General features: G+C 70.1%; 12 protein-coding genes. 2 read left to right on the plus strand and 10 right to left on the minus strand.

The annotated features are described in order from the left end of the window. Nucleotides 1-5: 5 nt before the first annotated feature. The 8 genes from folP to dacB all read right to left on the minus strand — a co-directional run bounded on the left by folP (nt 6) and on the right by dacB (nt 8,848). A complete protein-coding gene (gene folP, locus ACW9PK_RS03310) occupies nt 6-953 on the minus strand; it encodes a dihydropteroate synthase (protein WP_457016476.1) in 948 nt (315 codons plus the stop codon). Continuing rightward, nucleotides 950-1,606 (minus strand): GTP cyclohydrolase I FolE, encoded by a 657-nt coding sequence (gene folE / locus ACW9PK_RS03315; RefSeq protein WP_457016478.1) that lies wholly within the window; start codon nt 1,604-1,606, stop codon nt 950-952. Before folE ends, folP begins: the two co-directional genes overlap by 4 nt. Beyond that, nucleotides 1,606-3,726 carry an ATP-dependent zinc metalloprotease FtsH gene (ftsH, locus tag ACW9PK_RS03320; RefSeq protein WP_457016481.1) on the minus strand — a complete coding sequence of 707 codons (2,121 nt, stop codon included), beginning with the start codon at nt 3,724-3,726 and terminating at the stop codon, nt 1,606-1,608. Before ftsH ends, folE begins: the two co-directional genes overlap by 1 nt. A 230-nt stretch (nt 3,727-3,956) precedes the next feature. Beyond that, complete coding sequence (gene hpt, locus ACW9PK_RS03325; protein ID WP_085108084.1) at nt 3,957-4,508, minus strand: hypoxanthine phosphoribosyltransferase; 552 nt, start codon at nt 4,506-4,508, stop codon at nt 3,957-3,959. Beyond that, on the minus strand, nt 4,505-5,497 hold the full coding sequence (gene tilS, locus ACW9PK_RS03330) for a tRNA lysidine(34) synthetase TilS (RefSeq protein WP_457016483.1): 993 nt from the start codon (nt 5,495-5,497) through the stop codon (nt 4,505-4,507). Before tilS ends, hpt begins: the two co-directional genes overlap by 4 nt. Before the next feature lie 214 nt (nt 5,498-5,711). Next, nucleotides 5,712-6,173 (minus strand): hypothetical protein, encoded by a 462-nt coding sequence (locus tag ACW9PK_RS03335; protein WP_064847371.1) that lies wholly within the window; start codon nt 6,171-6,173, stop codon nt 5,712-5,714. 53 nt (nt 6,174-6,226) lie between these two features. Continuing rightward, on the minus strand, nt 6,227-7,321 hold the full coding sequence (locus tag ACW9PK_RS03340) for a zinc-dependent metalloprotease (protein WP_457016486.1): 1,095 nt from the start codon (nt 7,319-7,321) through the stop codon (nt 6,227-6,229). 87 nt (nt 7,322-7,408) lie between these two features. Continuing rightward, nucleotides 7,409-8,848 (minus strand): D-alanyl-D-alanine carboxypeptidase/D-alanyl-D-alanine endopeptidase, encoded by a 1,440-nt coding sequence (gene dacB / locus ACW9PK_RS03345; protein ID WP_457016488.1) that lies wholly within the window; start codon nt 8,846-8,848, stop codon nt 7,409-7,411. A gap of 219 nt (nt 8,849-9,067) precedes the next feature. On the opposite strand from dacB, the gene ACW9PK_RS03350 reads away from it, so the two are divergent. Together ACW9PK_RS03350 and ACW9PK_RS03355 are read left to right on the plus strand one after the other, a co-directional pair. Further along, nucleotides 9,068-9,583 (plus strand): inorganic diphosphatase, encoded by a 516-nt coding sequence (locus ACW9PK_RS03350; RefSeq protein WP_035959224.1) that lies wholly within the window; start codon nt 9,068-9,070, stop codon nt 9,581-9,583. A 240-nt stretch (nt 9,584-9,823) separates the two neighbouring features. Beyond that, complete coding sequence (locus ACW9PK_RS03355; RefSeq protein WP_457016490.1) at nt 9,824-10,618, plus strand: hypothetical protein; 795 nt, start codon at nt 9,824-9,826, stop codon at nt 10,616-10,618. 120 nt (nt 10,619-10,738) lie between these two features. Here ACW9PK_RS03355 and ACW9PK_RS03360 read toward each other — a convergent pair whose 3' ends face one another. Both ACW9PK_RS03360 and ACW9PK_RS03365 read right to left on the minus strand, forming a co-directional pair. Then, nucleotides 10,739-11,350, minus strand: coding sequence for a hypothetical protein (locus ACW9PK_RS03360; protein ID WP_457016492.1), 612 nt, complete (start codon nt 11,348-11,350; stop codon nt 10,739-10,741). Nucleotides 11,351-11,423: 73 nt separating this feature from the next. Further along, nucleotides 11,424-12,338, minus strand: a complete 915-nt coding sequence (locus ACW9PK_RS03365) for an HAD family hydrolase (RefSeq protein ID WP_457016494.1) — start codon at nt 12,336-12,338, stop codon at nt 11,424-11,426. Between the last annotated feature and the right edge of the window lie 33 nt (nt 12,339-12,371).

Consider the following 12,371-nt stretch of genomic DNA (forward strand, 5'->3'; position numbering starts at 1 on the left):
CGGGCTCAGTTTCGCATATCCCGGGGGTGCAGTACGGCCGGGACGACGCCGCACCACGCGTGGGCCGCGGCCACCGCGTCCACCGTGGTCGGGACGTCGTGAACGCGCACGGCCCAGGCTCCCCCGAACGCGGACAGTGCGCTGATGGCTGCCGTGGCAGTGTCCCGCTCAGCCACGGGACGCGGTCCGTCCTGCGTGGCCAGCAGGGCGCCCACGAAGCGTTTGCGGGACGCGGCGATGAGGACCTTGCCGAGACCGGTCAGCCGGGGCAGGGCGCGCAGCAGTTCCCAGTTCTGCTCCCCCGCCTTGGCGAAGCCGAGCCCCGGGTCCACCATCAGGTGCTCCGGGCGGATCCCCGCGGCGAGGCAGCGCTCCCGCAGCTGCTCGAGCTCGGCGAGCACCTCGGTCACGGTGTCGTCGTAGTCCGCGAGGGACGTCATGGTCTGGGGGGTCCCGCGCGAATGCATGAGCACGTACGGCACGCCCCGGTCCCCGGCCAGCTCGATCATGCGGGGGTCCAGGTTCGTCCCGGAGACGTCGTTGATGATGTGCGCCCCGGCGTCCAGGGCGGCCTCGGCCGTGTCCGAGTGCAGGGTGTCCACGCTCACGACCACGCCGCGGTCGCTCAGTTCGCGGATCACGGCCAGCACGCGCCGCTGTTCCTCCCGCGGATCCACCCGTTCGGAGTCGGGCCGGGTGGACTCCCCGCCCACGTCCACGATGTCCGCGCCCTGTTCGGCAAGCAGCAGCCCGTGCGCCACCGCCGCGGCCTCGGTGTCGTGGCGACCGCCGTCACTGAACGAATCTGGGGTCACGTTGAGGATGCCCATCACGAGTGTGCGTCCGGTGGGCAGCGCGTCGAACGAACCCCAGCCAAGCGCGTGCCGAGCGGGCCCGGCATGGTGGGCCCGAACGCCGTCGGGCGAGCTCGCGGCGTCGTGCGGCGCGCTCATTGCGCGTGCCCCGCCTGGATCAGGTTCATGGCCTCGGCGCGGGTTGCCGGGTTACGCAGTTGACCGCGCACGGCCGACGTCACGGTCTTGGCACCGGGTTTGCGAACCCCCCGCATGGACATGCACAGGTGCTCGCACTCGATCACCACGATCGCCCCGGCCGGGTGCAGGTGCTCGCTCAGGGCCTCAACAACCTGGGTGGTGAGCCGCTCCTGGACCTGGGGACGCTTGGCGTAGAGGTCCACGAGCCGCGCGAGCTTGGACAGGCCCGTGACCTTGCCTTCCGGACCCGGGATGTACCCCACGTGAGCGAGCCCGTGGAACGGCACCAGGTGGTGCTCGCACGTGGAGTAGAACGGGATGTCCCGCACGAGCACCATCTCGGAGTGGCCGATGTCGAAGGACGTGGCCAGCAGGTCCGCGGGGTCCTGGTGCAGACCCGCGAAGACCTCGGCGTACGCGCGTGCCACCCGGGCCGGGGTGTCCCGCAGACCATCGCGGTCCGGGTCCTCCCCCACGGCCAACAGGATTTCGCGCACCGCGGCCGCAATCCGAGGTTGGTCGATCGCCGGATCGAGCTGGGGGGCATCGGCGTAGTCCGCGTAGGACCCCGACACCGGCTCGTGCGGATCGTCCTCGTGGGTGCCGTGCATCAGGGGTTCTCCCGCCGCACACCGCCCGGTTCCTGTCCGGACGGCCCGTCCGGGCCCGCGCCGGAGGCGTCGGTCCCCGGTTGTGGGTCCTGGTGCTCGGGCACCTCGAGCGGGTGTTCCGGCTTGGCGGCCACGGCCTGGTCCTGCGGTGCCATGGTGCTGGGGTCCTGGAGGTTCTTGCGGCGGGCCTCCTCCCGTTCGGCGGACGTGACCACCGGCGGGATGTCGGAGACCTCGCGCTCCTCCCCGGAAAGCCACACCGGGCGCAGGTCCCGCTTGGTGACGTCCCGGAAGATCTCCTGGATCTGGGCCTCGTTGAGGGTTTCCTTTTCGAGCAGCTCCAGGGCCAGGCGGTCCAGGACGGGACGGTTCTCGAGCAGGATCTGGTGTGCCTCGGTGTGGGCCTGGTCGAGCAGTGCCCGCACCTCGTCGTCCACGACGGCCAGCGTGTGGTCCGAGTACTCCTTGGAGCCCGAGCCCATCTCGCGGCCCACGAACGGGTCCGAGTTGTCCCCGCCGATCTTGACCGAGCCGATCCGCGAGCTCATCCCGTACTGGGTGACCATCTTGCGCGCGGTGTCCGTGGCCTTCTGGATGTCGTTGGACGCACCCGTGGAGGGGTCGTGGAACACGATCTCCTCCGCCGCGCGACCGCCCATGGCGTAGGCCATCTGGTCCAACAGCTCGTTGCGGGTCGTGGAGTACTTGTCGTCCGAGGGCATCACCATGGTGTAGCCCAGCGCGCGGCCGCGCGGCAAGATCGTGATCTTGGTGACGGGGTCCGTGTTACGCAGTGCGGCGGCGACGAGCGCGTGGCCGCCCTCGTGGTACGCGGTGACCTTGCGCTCGAGTTCCTTCATCACGCGGGAACGCTTCTGCGGGCCGGCGATCACGCGGTCGATCGCCTCGTCCACCGCGCGGTCGTCGATCAGCTGCGCGTGGGAGCGGGCGGTCAACAGCGCGGCCTCGTTCATCACGTTCGCGAGTTCCGCACCCGTGAACCCTGGCGTGCGCTTGGCCACGGAGGCCAGGTCCACGTTGTTCGCGAGCGGCTTGTTCTGGGAGTGCACGCGCAGGATCTGCTCGCGGCCCTTCATGTCGGGGGCATCCACGCCGATCTGGCGGTCGAAACGGCCCGGGCGCAACAGCGCGGGGTCCAGGACGTCCGGGCGGTTGGTCGCGGCGATCAGGATCACGTTCGTGTTGGCGTCGAAGCCGTCCATCTCCACGAGCAACTGGTTCAGGGTCTGCTCGCGTTCGTCGTTGCCGCCGCCCATACCGGCACCGCGCTGGCGGCCCACGGCGTCGATCTCGTCCACGAACACGATGGCCGGGGCGTTCTCCTTGGCCTGCTGGAACAGGTCGCGCACGCGGGACGCACCCACGCCCACGAACATCTCCACGAAGTCGGAACCGGAGATCGAGTAGAACGGAACACCGGCCTCACCCGCCACGGCCTTGGCCAGCAGGGTCTTGCCGGTACCCGGAGGGCCGTAGAGCAGCACACCCTTGGGAACCTTGGCACCCACAGCGGTGAAGCGGTCGTGCTCCACCAGGAACTGCTTGATCTCGTCGAGCTCCTGGACGGCCTCATCCGCGCCGGCCACATTCGCGAACGTGACCTCGGAGTTCTCCTTGTTGAACATCTTGGCCTTGGACCGGCCGAACTTCATGGCCTGCCCGCCGGTCTGCATGCGGGCGAAGATGAACCAGAAGATACCCAGGATGATCAGGAACGGGAGCAGGAAGCGTACGAGCGACAGGAACCAGTTGTTCTCCACGGGTTGGTCCGTGAAGCCGCTCAACTGGGCGTCGTTCATGGTCCGCACGACGTCTTCCGCGCGGGGCTGGACGTAGAAGAACTCCACGTCCTTACCGAGGTTCTGGCCGTCCCGGTTCAGATCGTCCCTGAGGCTGAGCTCCACCTTCTGCTCGCCGTCGTAGATCTTGGCTTCGTCGACCTTGTGGTCCCTGAGCAGTTCCAGACCCACGTTGGTGTCCACGCGGGACGAGGTGGGGCTGAACACGCTGGCGCCCACGGGAACCAGGACCACAATGGCCAGCAGGATCCAGAAGAGTGGACCCTTGAAGAAACTCGTGGGTTTTTTTGCCGTGGCCAAGCCGTTGATCCTCCCATGGACGTGACACGTTTCGTCACGGCCCGCTCGTGCACCTGTCTCCATGGGGCGGAGGGGTGGGGAACGGTGGCCGTGACGTGTATGGCACAATCTATCGCTTCGAATGGCGCTGCGACGCCGTGCGTGCGGTCCGTTCTTTCACAGCGCACACGATTGGGCCACGGTACACGCCTCTGCCCGACATTGGCTGGGCGTGAGGGTCCGTGCGCGACTCACTCGTAAACGTGCGGTGCGAGCGTGGCGATGCAGTCCAGGTTGCGGTACTGCTCCGCGAAGTCCAACCCGTACCCCACCACGAACTCGTTGGGGATGTCCCAGCCCACATAGCGCACGTCGATGTCCGTCTTGGCGGCGTCGGGCTTGCGCAGCAGCGTGCAGATCTCCACCGAGGCGGGTCCGCGCGACTCCAGGTTGGTGCGCAGCCAGGACAGTGTGAGGCCCGAGTCGATGACGTCCTCCACGATCAGCACGTCCTTGCCGTGCAGGTCCGTGTCCAAGTCCTTGAGGATGCGCACCACGCCCGAGGACTTGGTGCCCGAACCGTAGGAGGACACCGCCATCCAGTCCATGGGGTACTGCCCCTCGAGCTCGCGCATGAGGTCCGCCATGACCATCACCGCACCCTTGAGCACCCCCACGAGCAGCACGTCCCGCCCGTGGTAGTCGCGGTCGATCTGCTGGGCGAGTTCACGGACCTTCTGCGCGATCTGTTCCTTGGTGAACAGGACGTTGCTCAGGTCGTCGTGGACGTGTTCGGCCTTCACTGTGCACTCCCGGGGTCGTTCGTGGGTGGACTTGTCTCCAGCGGGCGAGGTCCGCGCTCACCGCGCAGCTCGAGGCACCCTCGCGCATGGGTCGCGTCCGAGCGGTGCCGCCACGCTGCCACCTTACCCGCCATCTGCACCGGCCCGGCCGCCCCGTACCCGAGCGCGAACTGCTCGAGCGCGCTCAACCGTTCGAACGTGGGCGTCTCCCCGCCCGCGAGGACACATCCCTTCGCGAGCATGCGTCGGCGCAGTGCCGCCGGGGTCCCCTGGAGGACGGCACCGTCCAGCACGACCGACGAGCCGGACGACGCCGCGGGCACCAGGGCGGCGTCGAACGCCAGGGACGCCTGTTCGTCCAGGTAGTCGGCATCGGCGCCGAGTACCGACGCCGTGCGGGCCAGTGCCCTGCCCACCCCCGGCCCCAGCTGGGACTCGAGATAGGGCAGGACCTCGTGGCGCACGCGTGCGCGGGTCAGTGCAGTGTCCGCGTTGGTGGGATCGTGCCATGGCGACAGCCCCTCGGCCGCGCACACCGTCTCGGTCTCGGCGCGCGTGACGTTGAGGAACGGACGCAGGTACAGCACGTCGTCGACATGATGCCGCTCGGGCATCCCGGACAGCGAGCGCGTTCCCGAGCCCCGGGCGAGGCCCAGCAACACGGTCTCCGCCTGGTCGTCCCGTGTGTGTCCGAGCAGGACGGCGGCAGCGCCGGTTCGGCGCGCGACATCGCTGAGGGCGCCGTAGCGGGCGAGGCGCGCGGCCATCTCGGGGCCGTGGTGCTCGCGCACCACCGTGACCCGCTCGACCGCGACGGGCTCGAGGCCGAGCTCCCGCACGGTGCGCGCCGCGTCACGGGCCACCTCGGCCGAGCCCTCTTGGAGTCCATGGTCCACCACGACGGCGCCCACCCGCACGCGGCCGCGCCGCGCGAGGTGCGCAGTCGCTGCGGCGAGCGCGAGGGAATCGGCGCCACCGCTGCATGCCACGAGCACGAGGGGCGGGCGGGGATCAGTGCCCGCCCGCGCGTGCTCGGTAGTTGTTTCCCGCGGGGTCGTTGAGGGGTCCGGACGCATCGGATCACGTGCGTCCGCTCCCCCGGCCGACGTCTCACGGGGTAGGTGGTCGACGGCGCGGGCCACCGCACGCCGGGCGCGGGCGACCACGGGATGGAGGCGACCGGTCCGTCCGTGCTGCACCCCGTCAGTCCTGGGCGGACCTGGCGCGCTGCGCCGTTTCCTCGGCCATCCCCAGGACCTTGCTCAGCACGGGGGTGGTGTCACCGAGCATGACCAGGGCGCGTTCCAGTTCCCCCACCGGAACCACCGAGGCGAGCGCGGACACGGCATCCGTATCCGTGGTGATCCGCGTGCGGATCTGTGACGTGGACAGCACCGGTTGGGATGCCTCCACCCTGTTCAGGACAGCCTCCTGGTCCGAGGACCCTGCGCTGTCCTCGAGCATGACCAAGCGTTCGTAGACCGCAGGGTTACCGATCTTGATGCGTCTGCCGCTGATGAGTTGGGAGAGCATGGGCGCGGACAGGCCCAGGACCTGGGCCAGCCTGCGCTGCGTAATACCGTAGACCCCCACCACGGCGCCAAAACGCTCTGATAGCGGCTGACCGTACAGCCGGATCTGTTGATTGATGTTTTCAGAGCTCACACGGTCATCTTGGCACAGACAACCGGGGGAAAACCCGAGAGCACGTCCCGGGTTCAACCCAGGACGCGATCCATCCAGGCCTGCGGGTCGTGGATCTCCACCTCGGTGGGCAGGGTCTCGGGTGAGGTCCACACCGTGTTGAAGCGCTCCATGCCCGCACGCTCCACGATGTACTCCACGAACTTCTGGCCGTTGCTGTACTGGCGCATCTTGGCGTCCATGCCCAGCAGGGAACGGATGAACCGGTCCAGGGCGCCGTGGGTCGCGGAGCGGTCGTCGAAGCGGCGGCGGATGGTCTTCACGGAGGGCACGATGGACGAGTCCACGGCGTCCATGACGGCGTTGGCGTGACCCTCGAGCAGGGACATCACCGCCGTCACGTGGGAGACCGTGTCACGTTCGGCGTCCGTGAGCAGATGGGTCATGGGACCCAGACCCGCGTCCGGGCGGCCGGCGGAGCGGCCCGTGATCGACGCCGCGGCGGCGCGCAGGCGATCCCACGCGGACGCGTCCAGCGAACCCAGGCGGGAGATCTGCTCGAGCATGTGATCGCGCAGCCACGGGGCCGCCGCGAACTGCACACGGTGGGTCTGTTCGTGCAGGCACACCCACAATCGGAAGTCCTCGGGGGCCACGTTGAGTTCGTGCTCGGTCCACAACACGTTGGGTGCCACGAACATGAGCCGACCCCCGGGATGGGAACGGGCCGCCTGTTCGGAGACGAGCCCGGCGTAGGGGTCGTACTGCCCCAGGACCTTGGCGGACAGGAAACCCACCAGGGCCCCCATCTCCGCGGCGATGGCCGTGGGCGCCACGCCCCGCAGGGCGGCGTCGAACGTGCCGGGGTCCTTGGCGTGCAACCGGTCGAAGACGGGCTGGACGAGCACGGAGAACGTCTGCGTGTTGGCCTTGGCCCAGCCCGCGCGATCCACCACGAGCACGGTGGAGTCCCGCAGGTTCTCCGCGGCGTCCAGACGCGTGATCGCGTGGACGTGGTGCACCGATTCATGTGCGAAGTAGCGCAGGGACTCCACGGCGCGGGACATCTCACGCGGCCCGGGTGTGGGGCCCGGCGGGGTCAGTTTGGCAGCGATCTGGGCGGCTGCGTCCCAGTCCACGAGCGAACGACATGTCAGTTCTTGGCTCATGCGCTCACTCAATCACACCCGGGCGGTCACGCGAATGGGCGGAGGCTGGAAACTCCCGGGGCACGGCGCGTTCCGCGAGTGGTCGGCTCACGCAGATCTCGCGAGCGCGGCCACCGTGCGATCCACGGTGTCCTTGGCCCGGGTGGTGTCCCCGCTGACCCCGTTGAGCACCAGGGAGTACACGAGCACGCTGCCGTCGGCGCGCTGCACGTACCCGGACAGCGCCACGACGTCCAGCAGGGTCCCGGTCTTGGCCCGGGTGACACCGCGCGCCGCGGCCTCCGCCGGGTCGTCGAAGCGCTCCGAGAGCGTTCCCTGGGCTCCCGCCAGTGGCAGCCCCCGGCCGTACGGACCGTAGCGGGGATCCGTGACCAGGGTGTCCACCGCGCGGGCGAGTGTGGTGGGGCTGACCCTGTCCTGCTGCGCCATCCCGCTCGCGTCCGCGGCCCGCAGGCCCTCGGTGTCGATCCCGTGCTCGGCCAGGGCGGCCGGGATCAGCTCCTGCACACCCGTCACGCTGCCCTCACGTCCGGAGGCCACCGCGGCGACCCGCGCGAGGCTCTCGGCGAGGGAATTGTCCGAGTGCGCGAGCATATAGGCACTCTGTTCGGACACGGGCGCGGATGCCACGCGCGCGAGCCCCACGGCGTCCTCCGGGGCACTCGCGGCACCTCCCACGGTGACGCTCGCCCCTGCGCCCAGGCGCTGTTCGAGCTGGCGCGCGAATTCTCGCGTGACCGCGGCCGCGGGGTCCTGGGGCCGTTCGCCGCGGGAACCCGGGTCCGCGCCGTCCGCGGTGGGCACCCGGTGGGAATACAGGGCCACGGGCGCCACACGGGTGATCTCCCCGGCGGCGATGTCCTCCCCCTCCCACGCGGGGTTCAGCTCCGGTCCGGCGAACAGGTCCGTGTCCAGTTCCACGGTCCACTGCCCGGAGGCCGCGGCGTCGGGATCGTCCTGTCGCAGTGCCTGCGCGGTGCGTTCCGCGAGCGTCCCCAGTCCCGCATGACCGTTGACCGCATCCGCCCGCCCCTCGCCCGGAGCGAGCAGGGTGTCACCACCGGCCACCAGGACGAGTTTGCGCGGCTGATCCCCCCGGACCACGGTGGTCTCCAGTCGTTCGTACGGGTCCACGGTCGCGGCCAGCGCCAGGGCGGTCAGCACCTTCTGGTTCGACGCCGGCACCATGGGCCGCTCCGGCGACCGCCCCGCGACCACGGTGTCCTCCCCCGCCACCGCCACGGCGGCTGCCACGGTTCCCGGGGCCCCGGTCAGACCCGCGTCCAGGGCCTCCGCCACGCCCTCGGCATCCACCGTCCCGGACGCTGCCGCCAGACCGGCCGCAGCGGGATCGGGCGACGCCGCGGCGTCGTCCGCGTCCTGCGCGTGCTGCCATGCCGGCCGTAGCTCCGCGACGACCGCGGGCACGGCGAATGTTGCCGCGACGAGCACCGCGAGCGCGAGCAGTGCACACGCGAGGGGCCAGGAGCGGCGACGCACGGAGGTACTCGGTGGGGGTGCGGGCATGGCCCTCATTCTCCCGTACCCGCCCGACACGGACAACGCACCGAGCGCCGTCGTACGCCGAGCACCGGACCGCTGCGGGCGGGCGCTGCCCTACGGCGCGGCCACGGCCGGTATCGTGGGAGCATCCGATCGAACGCGCGGCGGCTCGGCGCTGTCCCGCGCGGTGCCCGGGTGCGCGAACCGCCCGGCACACAGCACTACGACCCGAGGAGTTTGACCATGGAGCTTGACGTCACCATCGAGATCCCGCGGTATTCCCGCGTGAAGTACGAGATCGACCACGAGACCGGTCGACTCCGCCTGGACCGCGTACTCTTCACCTCCATGCAGTACCCCACGCACTACGGCTACTTCGAGAACACCCTGGGCGAGGACGGCGACCCGCTGGACGCCATGGTCATCCTGGACGTGGACGTGGTCCCCGGTGTGATCGTGGAGGCCCGGCCCATCGCCGTGTTCAACATGACGGACGAGGCCGGCGGGGACGCCAAGATCCTGTGCGTGTCCACGGACAAGCGCTACGACGAGATCCAGGGTCTCGAGGACGTCAACGAGTTCAAGCAGAAGGAGATCCAGCACTTCTTCGAGCGCTACAAGGACCTGGAGCCCAACAAGTGGGTCAAGGGCGAGGGCTGGGACGGCAAGGAGGCCGCGGAGCGGCTCATCGTGGAGGCCCAGCAGCGCTTCGAGCAGTCCCACTACGACAGCGCCGCGGAGGCCGAGCAGGACGACTGAGTCCGTCCCCCTCCACCCGGGGTCCCCGTGGTCGGTGTGCGCACCGAGCACGGGGACCTCACCCGTGCACACCGGCTCGGTGACGGTCACGCCCGGTGCCCCCCACGCCCAGTGACTCCGCATCCCGCGCCCCTCGGAACCGCGGGCGCTTATGCCTGTCGGCGGGCCGTGGTGGGATGATCCTGCGGGACGCGGCCGCGAGAACCCGGCGGTCCCCTGCGCTTCGGAAAGGTGGTACCCGTGTTCGATCCGCACGCACGTGAACACGGGCACGTCTACGTCTTCCACGGCACCGAGTCCACGCAGGTCCTGGGCCCCGAGCACCTCATGGGTCAGGTGCGCACGCTGCTGTCGGCGGCCGGAACCGATCCGGCGCCCGAGCCGTCCCTGCACCCGGACATCGTCCCGCGCCCCTACACCTCGGAATCCCAGCAGGATCCGGGTGACCCGGCACCCGAACACTGGACGGACGTGCGTAGCACGGTCACGGAAGTCTCCGTGGACCTCGGGGCGGACGCCTTCTGGGACCGGGTGGACAAGGGCAGCTGGGCCACGTGGCAGGACCGCTGGCCCGATCCCCCGGGGGGACCGTTGTTCCCGCCCAGCGCACCGGACTGGCTCGTGCGCGCCCCGCGATGGGAACTCGATCCCCTGGCTCCGGCACTCGGCCCCGCGGCGTCGGGCGGGTGGGTACGCAGTCCCGCGCGGGCGTGGGGTTCCGGGGAGCCCGCGGTCCCCCGCGACCCCTCTGACCGGCCCGGTGATCCCGCCCGCCCGGAGCCCGGAGGCACCGGCGTGGGGCTGTTCCAGCTCACGGACCTCGAGTCCTTCTGGGTCTTCGCCCCCGAGGCGGACGTCGCGGACATCATGGCGCGCTGCGAAGCGCTCGCCACCGACCACCCCGCCTTCACGTGGCTCACCGGGTACTTCGACGTCCGGGACGTCGCCGGGTCACTGCGGCTGCCGTCCCCGTGCCTGCCCATCCTGGAAGCGGACCTCGCGAGCGCGGGTTATGCCGTGGACACGTGGTGGTGACGCCACAACCACCCGCTCACGCGAGCAGGCATTGACGTGTTCGACCGCTGACCCGGCCGCCGTTCCCCGACCGGGCATCGCCTCGGACGCCCATAGCGCGGGTACTCATTGGCCCAGGGCTCACTCGCACAGGCGCAACAGCGTCGCGGCCGCCGGACGGGCCTGCCACTCCTCGTTCCACAGGGAGCGCACCACGGCCTTGGACACCGCTTGGGGTGTGATCCCGAGCTGCTGGGCCACGGTCTTCTGCTGACCTCTGGCTCCGGGGACCAGCAGGTCCACCACGCGCCACTCGGCCTCGCTGCGCTCGCTCACGATCCGACCCACGAGCTTGAGCACCGCCTGGGCCTGCTCCGCGGCCGTCGCGTCCACCGCGCTGACCCGCACGGCCGCCCGCTCGGTGTCACGGCCCGGTTGCGCGGCGAGGTGACCGTGGTTCATGCCCGGCCCCTCGGCGGTCACGGCCACGCGGCCGTCCTCGTGGTCCACGCGCGTGAGGAACACGTCCCCCACGCCGATGCCCACCGCATAACGGTCCTCGCGCACGGCGGTCATGGCCGCCGCGACCGCGGCGTGGGCGTCCTCGGTCAGACCGCGCACCTCACCCGGCGCCATGGGCTGGAACGGGGCGCGCGCGGGCACGTCACGCAGGCGCCGACACAGTTCCTGGTCCATGGCGGGGTCGGGGCGGGACGCGTCCGCCACACGCTGGGTCAGGGTCAGGACGAACACGGTTCCAGTATCGCAGTTCCGCACCGGGCAACCCGGCCACGACGCCGCGCATTTCCCGAACCGGACGTCCCGCTCAGAGCAGCGTGCACAGGATGGCCGCGGCGCCGTCGTCGTACACGCTGCCGGTGACCTCGCGGGCGACCTGCTCGACCTCGTCCGGTGCCTGACCCATGGCCACACCGCGCGCGGCCCATTGCAGCATCTCGATGTCGTTACGCCCGTCCCCCATGGCCACGGTGTGCGGGGGGTCCACGTCCAGCTGCTTGCGGATCTGCTCCAAAGCGCTGGCCTTGGAGACGCCGTTCGCGGCGACGTCGAGCCACGAGGACCAGCCCACAGAGTAGGCGACGCCGTGCAGACCGGCCTGCTCGATGGCCTGGGCGAAGTCTCCGGGGGCGTCCGTGGCGCTGTAGACCACGAGCCGCACCGCGGGCATCTCGGAGAGCTCCTGAAGGTCCACGCCCACGGCCTCGATCCCGAAGGACGAGTCCTGGAAGCGTTCGGTCGAGTAGAACTGCCCATCCACGCCCTCGAGGGCGAACTTGGCGGTGGGCAGCTTGCTGGACAGCGCCCGCAGCGCGTTGGAGGGGTCGAAGCTCACGCGGTCGGTGATCTCGTAGCGCTGCTCGAGCTGCGGGTCCAATCGCAGGGTCACGCCCCCGTTGGAGCACACCGCGAACCCGGAGTGGATGTGGCCCTGGCGGATCACGGGCAGCGTGGCGCCTTTGGAACGGCCCGTGGCGATCACTACGTGGTGGCCGGCGCCCACGACGGCGCGCAGGGTGTCCTTCACGCCGCGGGACATGTGGCCGTCGTGGTCCACGAGGGTCCCGTCCACGTCCAGCGCCACGAGGTACCGGACGCCCTCTTCCCTGGTCCAGGAACTCGAACGGGGGGTCTGCATTTTCATGGGCGCGAACGCCGCTGCAGCACTCTGCGCCTTCTCCTCGGTGTGCCGGTCATCGATGCCGGCCTGGATATCAGTCATGACAGTCATGGTGTCACATCACCATCGATGCAT

The sequence above is a fragment of the Kocuria sp. MNB10 genome, assembly GCF_054073685.1.

What these genes read in the sequence shown, in the direction of transcription:
- folP (WP_457016476.1), bottom strand. Translation starts at nt 953, where the DNA reads ATGAGCGCGCCGCACGACGCCGCGAGCTCGCCCGACGGCGTTCGGGCC.
- folE (WP_457016478.1), bottom strand. Translation starts at nt 1,606, where the DNA reads ATGCACGGCACCCACGAGGACGATCCGCACGAGCCGGTGTCGGGGTCC.
- ACW9PK_RS03340 (WP_457016486.1), bottom strand. Translation starts at nt 7,321, where the DNA reads ATGAGCCAAGAACTGACATGTCGTTCGCTCGTGGACTGGGACGCAGCC.
- dacB (WP_457016488.1), bottom strand. Translation starts at nt 8,848, where the DNA reads ATGCCCGCACCCCCACCGAGTACCTCCGTGCGTCGCCGCTCCTGGCCC.
- ACW9PK_RS03350 (WP_035959224.1), top strand. Translation starts at nt 9,068, where the DNA reads ATGGAGCTTGACGTCACCATCGAGATCCCGCGGTATTCCCGCGTGAAG.
- ACW9PK_RS03365 (WP_457016494.1), bottom strand. Translation starts at nt 12,338, where the DNA reads ATGACTGATATCCAGGCCGGCATCGATGACCGGCACACCGAGGAGAAG.